The sequence below is a fragment of the Salinimicrobium marinum genome (assembly GCF_014651535.1).
In the GTDB taxonomy this organism is placed as follows: domain Bacteria; phylum Bacteroidota; class Bacteroidia; order Flavobacteriales; family Flavobacteriaceae; genus Salinimicrobium; species Salinimicrobium marinum.
The window spans coordinates 31,546-48,266 of record NZ_BMXB01000018.1 but is presented as its reverse complement, the minus strand read 5'-3'; the positions used below and the strand labels follow the sequence as shown (position 1 = coordinate 48,266).

Annotated in this window: 12 protein-coding genes; all 12 read right to left on the bottom strand. The window is 38.3% G+C overall.

Features of this window, described 5'->3' with window-relative positions:
* Positions 1-134 precede the first annotated feature (134 nt).
* Positions 135-1,313 (bottom strand): glycoside hydrolase family 43 protein, encoded by a 1,179-nt coding sequence (locus IE056_RS16000; protein WP_189605795.1) that lies wholly within the window; start codon positions 1,311-1,313, stop codon positions 135-137.
* 53 nt (positions 1,314-1,366) lie between these two features.
* The gene (locus IE056_RS15995; protein ID WP_229793788.1) at positions 1,367-2,446 is read right to left on the bottom strand and encodes a glycoside hydrolase family 43 protein; all 1,080 of its coding nucleotides are present in this window, start codon (positions 2,444-2,446) and stop codon (positions 1,367-1,369) included.
* 13 nt (positions 2,447-2,459) lie between these two features.
* The gene (locus IE056_RS15990) at positions 2,460-3,422 is read right to left on the bottom strand and encodes a glycoside hydrolase family 43 protein (RefSeq protein WP_189605793.1); all 963 of its coding nucleotides are present in this window, start codon (positions 3,420-3,422) and stop codon (positions 2,460-2,462) included.
* The gene (locus IE056_RS15985; protein WP_189605791.1) at positions 3,419-4,432 is read right to left on the bottom strand and encodes a glycoside hydrolase family 43 protein; all 1,014 of its coding nucleotides are present in this window, start codon (positions 4,430-4,432) and stop codon (positions 3,419-3,421) included. The genes IE056_RS15990 and IE056_RS15985 overlap by 4 nt, the downstream gene beginning before the upstream one ends.
* On the bottom strand, positions 4,429-5,613 hold the full coding sequence (locus IE056_RS15980) for an aldose epimerase family protein (RefSeq protein WP_189605789.1): 1,185 nt from the start codon (positions 5,611-5,613) through the stop codon (positions 4,429-4,431). The genes IE056_RS15985 and IE056_RS15980 overlap by 4 nt, the downstream gene beginning before the upstream one ends.
* A gap of 1 nt (position 5,614) precedes the next feature.
* A complete protein-coding gene (locus IE056_RS15975) occupies positions 5,615-6,676 on the bottom strand; it encodes a cellulase family glycosylhydrolase (protein ID WP_189605787.1) in 1,062 nt (353 codons plus the stop codon).
* Positions 6,677-6,701: 25 nt separating this feature from the next.
* Positions 6,702-7,682 carry a glycoside hydrolase family 43 protein gene (locus tag IE056_RS15970; RefSeq protein WP_229793790.1) on the bottom strand — a complete coding sequence of 327 codons (981 nt, stop codon included), beginning with the start codon at positions 7,680-7,682 and terminating at the stop codon, positions 6,702-6,704.
* Positions 7,683-7,731: 49 nt separating this feature from the next.
* Complete coding sequence (locus IE056_RS15965) at positions 7,732-9,498, bottom strand: sugar-binding protein (RefSeq protein ID WP_189605783.1); 1,767 nt, start codon at positions 9,496-9,498, stop codon at positions 7,732-7,734.
* Positions 9,499-9,512: 14 nt separating this feature from the next.
* The gene (locus IE056_RS15960; protein ID WP_229793787.1) at positions 9,513-10,556 is read right to left on the bottom strand and encodes a glycoside hydrolase family 43 protein; all 1,044 of its coding nucleotides are present in this window, start codon (positions 10,554-10,556) and stop codon (positions 9,513-9,515) included.
* A 46-nt stretch (positions 10,557-10,602) separates the two neighbouring features.
* Positions 10,603-11,784, bottom strand: coding sequence for a glycoside hydrolase 5 family protein (locus tag IE056_RS15955; protein ID WP_189605781.1), 1,182 nt, complete (start codon positions 11,782-11,784; stop codon positions 10,603-10,605).
* A gap of 65 nt (positions 11,785-11,849) precedes the next feature.
* Entirely contained in the window at positions 11,850-13,382 is a 1,533-nt protein-coding gene (locus tag IE056_RS15950) for a RagB/SusD family nutrient uptake outer membrane protein (protein ID WP_189605779.1), read from the bottom strand.
* 17 nt (positions 13,383-13,399) lie between these two features.
* Positions 13,400-16,465: a SusC/RagA family TonB-linked outer membrane protein gene (locus IE056_RS15945; protein ID WP_229793786.1), complete on the bottom strand. Its 3,066-nt coding sequence runs from the start codon at positions 16,463-16,465 to the stop codon at positions 13,400-13,402.
* Positions 16,466-16,721 lie beyond the last annotated feature (256 nt).

Genomic DNA, 16,721 nt, shown 5'->3' with positions numbered 1-16,721 from the left:
CCCTGATTTTAATAAACTGACATACAATGACATAATTTTTATTTTAAATTTTTGATTTTCAATTCAGCGTATTTCATTGAACCAATTAATGCATTATTCAAACATTCATTAAGAGACGCGTAGCCAAGAAACTTTCACTCATTAGTTAAAGGTTTTGGTATAGGTTCAGTAGTAGGTCCTTCCACGACTAATCTTCCATTATCTTTTATCTTCAATTCATCAATGAAAACAACACGCTCATCTCCGCTGGACTTTGTTCTGCCATGGTACACGCAGTAAATTTTGTTGATATCCTTTAAAAAAACGAGACTATTATGTCCAGTACCAGTAACTTCTCCTCCTTTACCTGTGTTCTTTTCAAGGACAGGGTTGTTATCTGCTTTTGTAAAAGGTCCCAATGGTGAATCGCCCGTGGCATAACCAACCGCATAATTCTCACCTCCGTAAAAATTAGCAGAATACATTATATAATAGGTTTCTTTATTTTTAAAAGTATACGATCCTTCTGTCCATCTACGGTTCACTTCTTTTGAAGTAACAGATCTGCTCTCCCATTCCGCATTTTTATCATCCATAGTTTTAGGAGGACGAAGCAATAACACAGGCTCTCCAATAACACCTGTAAAATCAGGTTTGAGTTCTACACCATATACCCAACTCTCCTCAATTTCATCAAACCAGCCTTTATCCCTGGCCCACTCTGCAACTTCAGATTCTACAGGATGTTTATAAGCCACCCGTGAATAATACAAATAAAATTTTCCATCCTCATCCTGATAAACATTCGCATCTATAATGGGATATCCGGGGTCAAATAGAGGCTGGTTTTGAAGGTCTTCAAAAGGACCCTTTGGACTATCAGATACGGCTACCCCAATTTTAAAATTCTCCAGTTCGTTATTGGGATTATTCTTCCATTGAGCGCTGAAGAACATGTAATATTTATCGTCAAACTTATAAACCTCGGGGGCCCAGAATGCATCAATCGCCCAGGAGTCTTCTGTGTTACCTTTGTAAACTTGTCCCTGGAACTCCCAATTCACTAGATCTGTTGAGGAATAAGTAGCAAAACCGTCTACCGCTCCCCCGCCTGTACCATATAAGTAGTAGGTATCATCTTCGTTATTTAATATGTAAGGATCTCCAAATTCCACATTCAGAGGATTACTGTACATCTCTGTTTCAGTAAAATCATCTTTACTCTCAACATTCCCTTCCTTACTTTTACAAGAATTCAAAAAAATCGCAAAACCTAACGAAACGCAGGCTTTACAGAAAAACCTGGATTGGGTGGACGCTTTAAATAATTTCATTTCTTAGTATTTTATATTTATCTCAATTATATGTTGAAACCGTAATAATATTTTTAATTTGAAGAAGGGATTTTCATGGGGATACTGGTATCTGCAGGCACTCCTAAAACAGGAAATCCATTTTCATCCCAATCTATTTTTTGCATTCGGGGCTTCCTTTTTTCACCACAGCCCTCTCCAGAATTATTGTTTGCATGATATAATACCCAATCTTCTGTGCCGTCTGGTGATTTAAAAAAACTGTTATGTCCTGGACCATATACACTGTTTGCTTCGCTTTTCTCGAATAAAGGATCTACATGTTTAATCCATGAATCTGCATCAAGAGGATTTCCTCCTTTTAATTGCAAAACTCCTATTTTATATTCGTCTGTCCAGCAGCCTGAAGCCGAATAAAAAAGGAAAATCTCTCCATCAGGATTTCTCCACACTACCGGTCCTTCGTTAACCAAACCATTTCTTTCCCAGTCAAACTCAGGCTCTGAAATCATTACACGTGATCCTTCCAAAGTCCATGGATTTTTCATCCTGGCGATATAAAGTTGTTGCTTTCCTGAATTTTCAGGTTGATTTGTAGTTCGCCATCCAGACCAAATGAAGTAATTCCCTTCATCCATATTTAAAACTGTTCCATCTATAGCCCAATAATCAGTTTCATCTGAAATTTTTCCTTTAAACTCCCAATCTGTATTCATAGGTGATTCTGAAGAACTTTCTATTACGTACATTCTTCGATTCGCATCAACCTTTTCAGAGTCTTCGTTATGTGATGTGGCTGCGAAATACATATACCATTTATCATCAATAAAATGAAGTTCAGGTGCCCAGATCTGAAAAGAATAGTCCTCTCCCGACGGCGGCTCCCATATTTCCTGAACATCGGCATTCTCCAGATCTTCCATGAAAGCTGTTTCACGCAATTCTAAATTTCCACCTGTAGTGTGCGTGTAGAAATAAGAATTGCCATGTTTTAAAACCCAAGGGTCCGCCCCATTAGAAATTAAAGGATTTAAAAAAGTGTCCTTCCCGGGCGTATCTTCACCAACTTCTGATCCAGATACATCTCCTTCACTTTTCTTACTACACGAAACCAAGAAAAAGACCATTAAAGAGGTGACTAGAAGATTTTTCATATTATTGATTGTTCTAGCGTTGTTTCAAAAACCTGAAGGTTTCCTTTTGAACATCAAGAATTTCCCCTTCTTCTGAATTGGTAAATTGTAATTCTACAATAGCTGCTTTTCTGGGGTGTACATTCTCATCAGAAAAATGAGTGTGGAAGACATAAAACATTTTCCCACTTCCATCTGTGAAAACATCTCCGTGCCCGGAACCATTCTCTCCAATAGATTCTTTGTGAAGAATTGGATTTTCCGTTGACTTTTCCCATGGTCCAAATGGAGTTTCACTGGTAGCATATCCTACAGCATAATCTGGATTTCTGAAATCATTTGCGGAATATATCAAATAATACAGCCCATCTTTCTTAAGCACAGTAGGACCCTCAGCTACAGGCCATTCAACCTTCTGAGTATCCTCCCAACCAGCCTCTGCATTTATAGCTTCTTGTAAGGTTTCGGTTTTCATTTCCGTTAAATTCTCAGACATTTCTGCCACAAAAATTCTATTTCCTTCCTGCAATCTCACATGATACATATACACTTTCCCATGATCAAAGAAAACGAAAGGATCGATTTGCTTTACCTGAGCATCCAGGGGTTTCATTTCATTCTCAAATGGGCCTAAAGGACTGTTACTTTTTGCAATAGCAATGTTCTCATCGGCAGTATAAGCCAAGTAATACATATCCTTAAATTTAAAAATTTGAGGCGCCCAAAATCCTTTGGTACCATAAGCCTCTCCCTTTTTGAGCGCAAAACCCTCCTGAGCACCCACAGGGCCTTCCCAATGTTTTAAATCTTTAGATTTATAAACCAAAAAACCTTCTCCTTCTATTCGTGGGTCACCTTTAGTGCCATAGAGATAAAAAGTTCCGTTGTCTTCAAAAATTGTTGGATCAGCAAGATAAATTTGATCCTCATCCAATTCCTGTCCGTAAATATTAGTTACAAAAAATAAAAATAGAAAAGCAGAGGTCCAGTATTTCATTTTATAATGGTTTTAGGTGCTGGTAATTCTTTTGTAGAAGGAGAACCTTCTTCAATTACAGGCCAGCCATTTCTATAACTTAATTTATCCATTAAGAACATTCTTCCCTTTTCCGGGTGTTTAGAATTTATTGCATGGTACATAATCCAGTCGGCACCAGCTTCGTCGGTAATTACGGAATTATGGCCTGGAGCCAGCCATTGCTCATTCTGACCTAAAATTACAGGATTTCCCTTCTTATTTTTATATTTTTCAAATGGGCCTTCTGGGCTTTTGGAACGTGCAACCATAACGGCATAATGAGCATTCTCCCCACAACAATTATCTCCGGAGTAGAATAAATAATAGAAATCATCATGTTTTGTCAACCATACACCTTCAATTAATTTCTCATAATTTTCAGGCTCATCATTCATTACAGGATGAATAAGTTCTTTCATTTCTGATCCTTCCTTGAAATTTAAAAGATCATCTGAGAGTTCACGTATCTTTATACTTTCATGTCCAGAACCCCAGTACATATAATTCTTTCCTGTTGAATCATCCTGAAGAATCATAGGGTCAATATTAATAAAAGTATCTCCACATAGTAAAGGTTCACCTTTATCTTTAAAAGGCCCTAGAGGGGAACTGGAAACAGCAATTCCCAGACATTTTCCTATAGCCTCCTCATTTGATTCACCAGAATAATAGAGATAATAATCTCCACTCTTCTTATCATAGGTGACATGTGGTGCCCAGAAATCGGAAGAGGACCATTCCGGTGGTTCAGGCATAGCATCTCCTTCGTCTGTCCAAAGCACCAGATCGTCTGATTTTAAAATCTGTATATTAATCCTCTTTCCTTCCTTTGCAGTATTAGTTGCATAAGCATAGTAGCTGCCATCTCCAGCTTTGATCACAGTAGGATCTGGAAAATTAGAATCTACTACGGGATTTTTATAATTTGGATTTTGAGAAAACAAGTATCCGCTTAATAAAAACAAAAATAAAGAACAGTTAAGTTTCATAGGTTTGGCTTTCCTTCTAACGAAAATTGATATACCGATTCAGTAGAATATTGTTCTCCGGCGCTGAGCATGATCGAAGGGAAATCTGGTTGATTTGGTGCATCAGGAAAATGTTGGGTTTCTAAGGCAAATGCAGTTCGAAATTCATCTGTTGCACCAGATTTAAATTCGTTTTTTCCTTCCATAAAATTACCACTATAGAATTGGATTCCCGGCTCCTGGGTAAAGACATCCATTTTCACTCCTGAGTCGTCTCCAATTACCGTAGCAGCATGGTTCATATCTCCAACTTTGGTTTGATTAAGAACGAAGTTGTGATCGTAACCTTTACCATATTCCAACTGTTCATTATCTTGTTCTATGCGTTCCCCAATAGTATGGAACTGCCTGAAATCAAAAGGGGTTCCCTCTACATTAAAGAAGTTACCCGTTGGAATTAAACCGCTGTCCACTGGAGTAAATTCATCCGCATAAATTTTCACTTTATGATCCAGGATTCTTCCACTACCTTCACCGTTTAAATTAAAGAAAGCATGATTTGTAAGATTCACCGGGGTCATTTTATCCGTTTCTGCAGTATACTGCATTATTAAGGACCGATCGTCTGTAACAGAATAGGTTACCTGAACATCCAAATTTCCAGGAAATCCTTCTTCACCATCGGGAGATCTGTATCTAAAAATCACTTTTTTATCTCCTACTTTTTCTGCATTCCAAACCACATCCTGAAAGCCCTTTGTCCCTCCGTGCAAACTGTTTTCACCATTGTTTAAAGGGATATTAAATTCTTCATCTTGTATTTTGAATTTTCCCTTTGCAATCCTGTTTCCAACACGTCCAATGGTGGCTCCAAAATAAGGTTCTGTTGAATTCACGAAACCTTCCACACTTCCCATTCCCACCACTACATCAATTAAGTTTCCATTTCTGTCTGGCACCCATAATCCTACAAGTCGTCCACCATAATTAGTAAAAGCCGCTTTAATAGAATCGCTCTTTATCCAATATAGATTTACCTGTTTATCATCTATGATGGTATCAAAATCTGTAGATTTCAGCTTTTCTTCTATTTGATCGTTATTTTTTACCATATTCTCTGCTGGAGTTGTACTACTTTCTTTTTTATTATTACAGGAAGCTAATACTGTAATTAAAAAAACTGCTAAGCATAAATTTTTCATACTATTGTTTTTTACTTTCAGAGGTAAGATCTTCAATCAAATCTACCTCATCCTGGCGATAAGGTGTACCGTCTTTGCGAAAGACGTCATGAAACCATTCTGTAGGTTCTTCACCTGATTCTATAGGAGTATTCCATGCATAAATAGTATTACTTTTTCCATTCACCAAGCCCCAATTTATTGCTCCTATGTTTTCATTTTTAAGCATAGGCAAAGTGTTTGAAAATCTGTTATTCCTGGTACGTGCCATATATTCGGTACAAATCATTGGACGACCATGGCTTTTCAAAAGTTCAATTATTAATTCATGTTTCTCCGGATCATCATAACTGTGGTATGTAATAATATCAGAATTTAGAGCCTGAAAGGCATTGAGGTCTTTTAGTTCCCATTTCCATAGTCCGACTGAAAGTGGTTGAGATGGATTTACTGCTCTGGCCCATGAAAAAACTTCTTTTAATAAAGGCATGGATTCATTTCCTTTATCATTATTTCCAGGTTCGTTGTATAAATCCCAAAGCAGAATTCTATTATCATTTGCAAACGTTTGGAGTATATCCTTGACATATACTTCCAGCTCAGGAAAATTCTCCTCCTGAATAGAAGCAGGATATCCCGGATCTTGCACCCACCCTGAATTATGGGTTCCTGGCTGAGGTTCGGGTTGTTTTCCTATTTTAGGGTCTGCATTCCATACATCATCAAAAATTACAAACATGGTTTTAATTCCATGACTGTCGGCAATGGAGAGATATTGTTCCATTCTTTTTTTAAACCCTTCTTTATCGGCTTTATACGCCAGACTGTGCAAATAGACCCTCATCGTGTTCATTCCTATTTCTTCGGCATAAGATAGTTCACGATCAATTACTTCAGGATCAAAAGTATCTTCCTGCCACATTTCTAGCTGGTTTATAGCAGTACTGGGCACAAAGTTTGCCCCCACTATCCAATCATTTTGTTCATACCACTGGTTTGCTTTTTCCAAGCTCCATCGTTGCTCCTGCTGGGAGAATCCTGAAATGCTCATCAGGATAATTGCTGCAACTAATAACTGTTTCATCATGATTCTTATTTAAGTTTATAATTTAATTTGAAGGAATTTCTAACGTAGTATCTTCTGAAACTGGATCCCCGAAAATAGGAACCCCGTCTTTGCTCCAACTGATTTTTTGCATTCTGGGAGATCTTTTGCTTCCACAACCCTGGCCGGGTTTTGAATTTGCATGATATAAAATCCAGTCTTCCTTTCCATCAGGCGATTTGAAAAATGAATTGTGCCCTGGCCCGTAAACGCTGTTCTCCTGGGATTTGGTGAAAATCGGTTTGGAATGCTTTTCCCAGTTAGCGGGGTTAAGGATGTCTTCTCCCTTTAAGCGTAACAACCCTAAACTATAGAAGTCGGTCCAGCAACCACTGGCGGAATAAATTATAAAAATATTTCCATCATGTTCTAAATACTGTGGCCCCTCATTGACATTCACGTGAGGATTATCTTCATCATTTAAATCACCCTGTTTTTCCCAAACATAATCAGGCTCTGAAATCAATACCCTATTTCCTTCTATTTCCCACGGAGATTTCATTTTGGCAATGTAGATATTCTGTTGACCATTCTTATAACCTTCCCATCCAGACCAAATCATAAAAAGTTCATTTTTGTATCTAAAAACATTGCCATCTATCGCCCATCTGTCGGGATTGGCCGCAACCTTCCCTTTAAACTGCCATTCTCCAGAAAAAGGATCTTCCGAAATATTTTCCAGTACATACATTCGATGGTTAAGATTATCCCCATCATCTGCCGCAAAATACACATACCACTTATCATCGATTACATGAAATTCCGGAGCCCAAATGGAGTGTGAGTACATTGTATTTTTAGGAGGAATCCAAATTGTTTTCTTTTCAGCTTGGGTGAAATCTGCCAGGTTTTTTGTCTTCCATAGAACAAGTCTATCTCCAACAGTATGGGTATAATAATAAAAACCTTTATAATAGGTGCTAAAGGGGTCTGCCCCTGATGGTAAAATCGGGTTTGTGAATGTACTTGTTTGACCATACCCCAAAGAGCACGTAAGAAAAATAATTAAAACCTGTACATGTTTACACATATTCCTAATTATTTAATTTTAATGTTGACCAGCTATAGGGATGATCTGCTAAATTGGACGAGATACTTTCCTTATAATTAGATTCACCCTTTTCCAATAATTCCATGTTAAAACCAATACGGGAATTACTAGCTGCTTTTCCTCCAAGAAGACTCCATGGAATTGCAATTTCCTGAAAATACCCTTCAGAAGTCTCACTTGAGGCGGTAGTTATATTATCTCCTGAAATTTCTGTCCATGCTGAATCATCCCCTTCGAAAATTTCAGTATTACTATTGGCAGAAACCACAATTTTAAAAATTCCTGGCCCAGGAGCTACCAAACTTTCGTTGTGAGGATCCAGATAAACTACAACAGCGTCATTATTAGCGGGATTTGAAGATGTGGTTGAGATATCTTTATCTATAACTTTTGTTACCACATAAAGATGCTCATCATCGAAGGCAACATTAGAATATAGCTGAGTAGATCCTTTGTGACCTATGAAAACAGGATAATCTATTTTCCAGAGGTCTTCTTCAAGAGCCCCATCAATATTAATGGTTGAATTAAAAGCAATGATTTCTGAAATTACATAACCCTTAATCATCCAAACTTCTGAAGCATTGGAATTAGAAAATGCATTTGTTGTGGTTAAGGCAATAACAGAATCATCCTCTAATACTGCGATGCTATTCCATAAAGCGGATTTGTCCTCCTCAATAATAAAAGGAACAGTTTTCCGGTCAAAATTATAAGCCCGTTCATCCCCTATTACTACTTTCATATCTGCATTCCCGAGATTGTTACCTGATCTACCTTCAGTCCCCTGATATGAGAGCAAAGTTTCTCCTGAACTTAATTGAGCTAGATAAGGAGCTCCAGCATAGACAGCGGGATCCAACTCTTCTGATAATGAATAACTGCGATTAGGACTATTACCTGTAACCGTTTCCTTCCAGTTTTCATCAACAGAGTTTCTGATAATATAAGGTTTAAACTGATTATTCTCGCTGTTGTCTTCTATTGCAAATACGATTTCATTACTTTTATTGAGCAGAAGTGGTGAAGGCATCCCATCTCTGCTCCCTGATGTGAAACTGGCAATTTCTGGTGTTGATGTCCAGGTAACACCATTGTCTTGTGACCGCAAAAGAGATATATTCTGTTCATTTGACTCACGATAAATATTTTCATTAGAAAAAAAAAGCTGAATCTCACCATTAGGCAACTGCACCGCTGATGGTTCCCAAGCACCATCGCCAAAATTATTACTGGCTTCATAAACCAACTGATCATCTTGCCAGCTGGAACCACCATCGTAGCTCTTTGTGGTTCTAATAGCGAATTTTTCTGAAGGATCGGCATTATCGGTTGGCCTCGGGTTATAACTTATTAAGATTGAATGATCTTTTAACTGGATCAGATCTGGTGTTGCCATATTAATCCCATTTCTAGATGCCACTACTGGAACAGCTGCACTCCAACTATTACCATAATCCTCACTCTCCTTCATTACCACATTCCCATTCGATTCATATACCGTAAGTATGGAATTGTCGTTTAATTCAATTAATCTAGCGTATCCGTTATATTCACTGCTGTTACTTTCAGAAATTTGTTTTAATGATTGGTGGTCCCATGCAATTCTAATTCCTTCAACAGGTTCTTTAGAAGGAATTTCAGTAAGAGTTTCCACTTCTTCTTTTGGGTTTACAGGATCATCCTGACTACAGCTAAAGAAGAATACTTGCAAAAAGAGAATAGCTGAATATTTATTGAATTTAACCATATTTCATTTTTCAACTAGTTAGCACTTGGTTTATCATCAACTCCAAATTCTTCAACCAGGTTATTATATTCTCCTTTTGAAATTGTAATCATACAACCATGCCTCACTTTTTCCGGTAAACTGTATTTGTCCCAGTCGCTGAAAAAAGTATATCCAGAAGCTTGATACCAGGGACCATTTAAATTATCGGCTATGGAGAGTCCGTATGAAACTCCTGGATACTGCTCATAATACATGTACCAGGCTTTCCCGTTTGGGGAGGGGATTAAACTTGGTGCTTCCCTGAAATTAGGACTTATAGGATCTGATGGCAAGGAGTAAGGGCCTAACAAAGACTCCGATCTGGCAGTCCTGATGGTCTTACCGGTCGGCCAATATAAAGTAGGATAGGTCTCATCTTTAATAATGGCATAATAAGTATCTTCAACTTTTCGAATGATTACATCTATAGTTCCCATATCCCATTCAAATAACTTCTGGGGAGGTCCTTGAAAATTTTTAAGATCCTTGGATAGTACATACAAAGTTCTTTGACTTGCCCAATATCTTTCTGGATCTTCATCTGTTCCTTCTTTATGTGGAGTATGCCAAGTCATTACAAAATGGGCAGAATCTTTATCATAAAACAGTTTAGGTGCCCCAATTCGTTGCAAGGCTTCGGAATACCCAGGCGTTGCCTTCAGATCAGGGGTATATACAGAATGTTCCGTCCAGTTGATGAGATCATCAGATACCCAAATATTTATGTCAGGTGAACCATCGCTGGTATTCCCAGCAATATAATATTTGCCATTAGGCCCCTTTACTATATCTGGATGCCCCTGATAATCTTCAAACACTCTTTCTCCATTGTTAAGACGATTCCAATGGAGGCCATCCAGACTAACCGAATAATATAATCGACCATAATCCTGGTGGGTCATATGGGCAAAAAGATAAGCTTCGTTTTCAGCGGCTTCACCAGGTTCAACCTGTCCCGGAGGGTCTGGTTGTTGGGCAAATAACGGAATGCAGAAAAAAATTAGCCATAATTTCATATATCTTCCCCTTTCACTCATAGTAGATCAAGTTTTAAGAATTATTTTTCGCTCAAGAAAATGCCTGTTACCTCCTCTCCTCATTTACCTCCGAAACGGTAAGGTTTTTAATTAACTCCACTTCTTCCTCCTTATAAGGTGTACCATCTGCCTTAAAAATATCGTGGAACCAAAGATCAGGCTCACTGGTATAAGTTTTAGTCCAGCTATCCCATGGGTAAATTGTTTGTGTTTTACCGTTTACAAAACCCCAGTTATACATACCAATATTGTTCTCTTTAGCAATAGGAAGAAACCCTTCAAATGTACTACCATTCGGACGAGCCATATATTCCGTACACAGGATTGGACGATCATATCGTTGAAGCCATTCTATCCTTTTTTCAAATTCTCCCGGGTCATCATAGTTATGGAAAGAAATGATATCAGATTGTTCTATCTGTACCTTTTCAATAGGTTTTAATCCATCATGGGTACTCCAGTCTCCTACCCATATCCCTGAAGTCAATGGTTGACTAGGATTTACTGATCTGGCCCATACAAAGGCTTTTTCCAGTAAAGGCAGGACAAGTTCAACCTTATTCTCTATTTCCACATCTTCATATGAAGGCCCTGTCATGTTATCTGGTTCATTCCATACATCCCAACCTAAAATTCTTTTATCCTCCCTGAATTGGCCTATAGTTTCTTTCACATATCTCTCAAGACGAGGATACTCTGTACTGTCTTTTAAAACCTCCTGGCCTGGGCTTTGAACCCATCCAGAATTATGAACGTGAGGCTTTGGATCTCTTTGTTCTCCTGCTTGTGGAAACGGATCCCAACAGGAATCAAAAAACACAAACAAGGTTTTTATCCCATGACTATCTGCTATTTCAAGATATTCATCCATCCTTTTGTATAGCCCTTCAGGATCATTTTTATGCAGCAAATCGTGCAGGTAGACCCGCATCGTATTCATTCCTAAATCCTCTGCCCATCCCAATTCCTTGTCAATGGTTTCAGGGTCAAATGTCTCTTCCTGCCACATCTCCAGTTGATTTATTGCTGTACTGGGATTAAAATTGGCACCCACTAACCATGGTTGCTGGCCATACCAGCTATTTGCTTTTTCCTGGCTCCATATCTCTCTTGATTCCGAAGAAGTTGGGGTCTCAAGAGCAAGGGCTTTCTTTTCTGCTTCGGCTTCTTTACACGAAGAAAAGGCTAGAAGAATGAAAAAATTCAAAAAAAAATATCTTTTGTTCATTTGGCAGATTTTAAAAAAACCCTGAAGCGGCTAATTCTTTCACTCCAGGGTTAATCAATTAGTATTTAATATTCTGGATGTTGATCTAGATTAGGATTATTTTCGACGTCATCTTGAGGAATAGGTAATCTATGGTTTCTACCTACTACAAAATTATTGAAGTCTGGATCTCTATCCGCAATTTCATCCACAGATGCCTGGGTTTCCAGATCTCCCCATCGTTTTAAATCTGCCCATCTTACGCTTTCTCCCGAAAGTTCAAGAACTCTTTCCTTTTTCAATCTTTCCAGAAATGCATCCTGGTCGTTACCAATTGATGGATAAGCTACTGCCAATGGTGCCATGTTTGCACGGGCTCTCACCAAATCGACATATTGATAAGCTTCTGAAGTGTTTCCTAATTCATTAAGTACTTCGGCATATCGTAGTAGGATATCCGCATATCGGATTAACCTGAAGTTTACTTCTGAATAATAATCTTCATTATCCCTATAATAATCTCTGGCTCCTTTTCTGAACCATGCTTCATCTTCACCCCATTCCCATTCTCTACCGTAGGTTCGGTCACCAAAATCTTCGAAAAGATCAGGATAAAAGAAAGAGTGTTGCAGCCTCGGATCAAGATCCCCGTCTACAGTCGATTCTTCTTTAAAAGCATCGATTAACCAATATCTTGCCTGCCCATCTGACCAACCTATTCCTCTAGGTGCAAAAAATTGTGCACGAGTCGAAGACACGGCTGCATCTGGACCTTCACCTGTACCTCCCCTTCTTTGATCACCGAATTGAATTTCAAATACCGATTCCTGATTATTTTCATTTAGATGAGTGAAGTTATCTTTATAATTTTCAACCAAATCATATATAGCTCCGTCTCCAATCACTAAATAGTCTAAGGCTTCTTTTGCTTCCTGCCACTTATGTTGTTGCATATAAGCTTTTCCCAGCATAGCTTTTGCAGCACCTTTTGTTGCTCTACCCACCTGATCTGCCGGCCAATCCAGAGGAAGATCTGCGAAAGCTTCATTAAGATCTTTCTCTACTTGCGCATAAATTTGCTCTACTGGTACTTGTTGATGCAAATCTCCCGGTTGAGAAGGTTCTAGTACAAGAGGAACATCTTCCCAAAGAATAGCTGCATAGTAATAGTGAAGAGCTCTAAGAAATTTAGCTTCAGCTAAAATTTTCTTTTTATCATCCTCATTTTGAAATTCAATATCCGGTACATTTGCTAATACCTGATTTGCCCTGAAAATGGCTTTGTAGGTATCCCTCCAGGTTACCACGTTTCCTTCCCAGAAGTTATAATTTATATATTGGAATCTGGTCCAGTCGGCTAACTCTATCCAGGGACTCTGGCTAAAACCTTCATCAGAGGTTAAATCTAATCTGAAGTACATCCATCTCTGAAAAGATCCATCCTTGTAGAACATGGCATACACTGAATTTATGCCTAATTGCGCATCATTTTCAGTTTTCCAGAATTGTTCAGTTGTAAGTGCATTGGGATTGTCTAAATTCAATTCTTCTTCCTGACAGGACATTACGAGCCCTCCGAATGCAAGAATACAAGTTATTTTATATAGTAAATTTTTCATTATCCTTATTTTTTATATTAAAATCTCAAATCTAAACCTATAGAATAGGTTTGTAGATTAGGAAAAGATCCAAAATCTACCCCTCGCTGAAATATGTTCCCATTACTGAATTCAGGATCCAGACCTGTATAATCTGTTATTGTAATTACATTTTGGGCCGAAAGGCTGAACCTAACACTATTCATCCCTATCTTATCAATGGTGGTTTGGGGTAGACTATATCCTACTCCAATGTATTTAAGCCTCACAAAGCTTCCATCTTCCAACCATCTATCAGAATCACCTCTTGCATTTAATGTGCTCGCTCTTACCACTCGTGGAAAATCAGTATTAGGATTCTCAGGTGTCCAGGGCTGAATTCCTGATCTATAGTTACTATCATCATCAAAACGATCAACAATACTTCTATAACCGTTATAAACAGTAGCCCCAAAGGAACCTATCCAGTTCATAGAAAAATCAAATCCTCTATAACTTGCACTGGCATTCCATCCCATTTCAAAATCTGGCCAGGGACTTCCTACTACCGCTTTGTCTTCATTGGTTATTTCACCGTCATCATTTACATCTTTAAACCTTATATCTCCCGGTTGCGCACCAGGCATAATAACTGATCCGTCTGAATTGGTATAATTTTGAACTTCTTCTTCACTTTGGAATAAACCATCGGTTTGTAAAACATACCACATTCCTACAGGCTCTCCAGCCCTTGTGATGGTATTCCCCTGTATACTTTCATTCAATCCTGTTCCTAATGTGACCAATTCATTCTCTAATTTTGTAAAATTTAATGAGGTGTTATATTCAAAGTCACCCCTCGTTTCCCGGTAAGACAATTCAAACTCGAAACCTCTGTTTTCAACTGTTGCTGCGTTGGAAATAGGATTTCCTCCGTCATTCCCTGTAGTAAGTAAAATTGGAAAACCGAAAAGAACATCCTCGGTACGAGCCACAAAATAATCTGCAGTTAATCCAAACTTATTGTTATACATAGATAAGTCAAGACCAATATTGGTTTGTTTAAGCACTTCCCATCTCAGCTGAGAATTAGCCAACCGAACCTGGGTAGCAGAAGGATGGATACTTTGATCTTCACCGAGCACTATTGCTCCAAAAGTATTAATGAAACCGAGATATTCATACTCCCCAATATTACCACTTCCCAATTCACCATAACTGGCTCTTAGTTTCAAATCGTTAATATTTTCTACATTAAAGAAGGATTCATTACTCAATCTCCATCCCAGAGATATGGATGGAAAATTACCCCATTTATTCTCTTCACTGAACCTGGAGGAACCATCTCTTCTCAAAACAGCATTCAAAAGATACCTGTCGTCATAATTGTACTCTAATCTTCCTAAATAAGATAGAAGTGTAGCTTCATTCCTAAATCCACCAACCTGGGCCTGATCACCTAAATCAAGAACATCAAAATACTCCCCGGTATTAGAATTAACCAATAAGTTTCTTTTTGTTCCATTGATCTGTTCATAAATGTCTTTTTGATATGTATTTCCCACAAGAAGTGTAACTCGATGTTTTCCGAATTCTTCCTGAAATGTCAGAGTATTTTCTATAAGCTGGGTTTGGGACTGAGCCCTGTTCTGGTTCGTAAAGGTTTCTTCATATGGTTGGTTGAGCGTCCAACTCCCTGCTCTTCTTAAGTACAGGTAATTATCAAAACTTGTCTCATAACCAACATTCAGCCTGTATTTCAGGAAGGAGAAAGGCTCAATTTCTGACCATACATTTCCTCGAATCCGGAAATTTTCTGATTCAGAATCAATAATATTTGCGATAGCCACAGGATTGGCAGCGAAGGTATTCGCAACTCCTTCCCGACCATAACCAAAGCCTCCTGGGTTACTCTCATCATATACCGGAATGGTAGGGAACATTCGAATCACATCTATCATGGGATTACCACGCATAGCTTCCGGAGCTCCGATTTCATTTGTAACCGCATTGCTCAAGGCCAAATTTTGGCCAATACTAAAAATCCCTTTTTCACCACTTGTGTTGACACGGAAAGAAATTCGATCAAAATCAGTAGATATAACCGTCCCTTTGTTTCCGAAATAGTTTCCGGATACAAAATAGGAGGAATTATTACCACCTCCAGAAAAACTCACATTGTGATCCTGAATCAATCCTGTCCTAAATACCTCTTCTTGCCAATCCGTATTAACGTCTAAATTCAGCTCTTGCCTTGGAACACCAGCGTTATCATATGCCATGTTATTCAGACGAACAAACTCCTCCTGACCCGCCAGGTCATAACGCGGGATTTCAGTGAGACTAACTTTGGAAGAAACATTCACTTCCATTGGTCCCGATCTACCACTTTTGGTGGTAATGATGATAACTCCGTTTGCTGCCCTCGAACCGTAAATAGCTGCAGCAGCTGCATCTTTTAATATTTGAATAGATGCAATATCGTTCGGATTAAAATCTCGGTTCGCAGTAGTCACCAATCCATCTATAACATATAATGGATTAGAGTTTCTAAGATTTTTTAAGCCGCGTATTTCAATATTCGCCTCCTGCCCCGGTTGACCACCACCTCGAACATTAACACCTGAAGCAAGGCCCTGAAGACTCTCTGCTACCGTTGTGCTTTGTCTTTTTTGTATTTGTTCTGATTGTACAACCGAGATCGCACTAGTCAAATCCTGCTTCTGCTGGGTACCATAACCTACAACAACAACCTCATCAAGTTGCGCAACATCTGCTTCCAATACAACATCTATGGTTGAACGGTCGTTGACTGGAACTTCTTTAGTCCTGAAACCAACATAAGAAAATTGAAGAATAGCATCTGGAGCAGCAACCTCAATCTCATAGTTACCGTCAAAATCTGTAACTACACCATTACTTGTTCCTTGAACCTGCACTGTAACCCCAGGTAGAGGAAGCCCATCAGTATCGGAAATAACATTTCCTTGAACCACAAATTGTGGTATTTGCTTCTCCAGGTCCTTATTTGAACCTTCATTGGCAAACAACATATTGCCGGGGAGATAAATACAGAGAAGCATAAAAAGCCCTCTCTGCAAGATTACTTTAATTTTAATTGGCATAATTTTAAATTTAGATTTAACAATAATTGCAGACCATAACTATATCGATTTCGCAGTGCCCCAGGCTTGACGTGTAAAATCGAATTTTCCGGTATCCTTTACTCCTTTAACTTTTGAGTTAGGTAAATCTAAAAGAAAAATTAAAATAAAAAAAAGATTAAACGTAAAATTTACTATTATCTTTATTTTTAAAGCTATTTAACTGACTAACAATTATCTAAATCTATTGTTCTTGACATTAAAAATTAATTTAGGA

Bases quoted from the DNA above. Each gene is read 5' to 3' on its own strand.
- IE056_RS16000 (WP_189605795.1), bottom strand. From the start codon at position 1,313: ATGAAATTATTTAAAGCGTCCACCCAATCCAGGTTTTTCTGTAAAGCC.
- IE056_RS15995 (WP_229793788.1), bottom strand. From the start codon at position 2,446: ATGAAAAATCTTCTAGTCACCTCTTTAATGGTCTTTTTCTTGGTTTCG.
- IE056_RS15990 (WP_189605793.1), bottom strand. From the start codon at position 3,422: ATGAAATACTGGACCTCTGCTTTTCTATTTTTATTTTTTGTAACTAAT.
- IE056_RS15985 (WP_189605791.1), bottom strand. From the start codon at position 4,432: ATGAAACTTAACTGTTCTTTATTTTTGTTTTTATTAAGCGGATACTTG.
- IE056_RS15980 (WP_189605789.1), bottom strand. From the start codon at position 5,613: ATGAAAAATTTATGCTTAGCAGTTTTTTTAATTACAGTATTAGCTTCC.
- IE056_RS15975 (WP_189605787.1), bottom strand. From the start codon at position 6,676: ATGAAACAGTTATTAGTTGCAGCAATTATCCTGATGAGCATTTCAGGA.
- IE056_RS15965 (WP_189605783.1), bottom strand. From the start codon at position 9,498: ATGGTTAAATTCAATAAATATTCAGCTATTCTCTTTTTGCAAGTATTC.
- IE056_RS15960 (WP_229793787.1), bottom strand. From the start codon at position 10,556: ATGAGTGAAAGGGGAAGATATATGAAATTATGGCTAATTTTTTTCTGC.
- IE056_RS15955 (WP_189605781.1), bottom strand. From the start codon at position 11,784: ATGAACAAAAGATATTTTTTTTTGAATTTTTTCATTCTTCTAGCCTTT.
- IE056_RS15950 (WP_189605779.1), bottom strand. From the start codon at position 13,382: ATGAAAAATTTACTATATAAAATAACTTGTATTCTTGCATTCGGAGGG.
- IE056_RS15945 (WP_229793786.1), bottom strand. From the start codon at position 16,465: ATGCCAATTAAAATTAAAGTAATCTTGCAGAGAGGGCTTTTTATGCTT.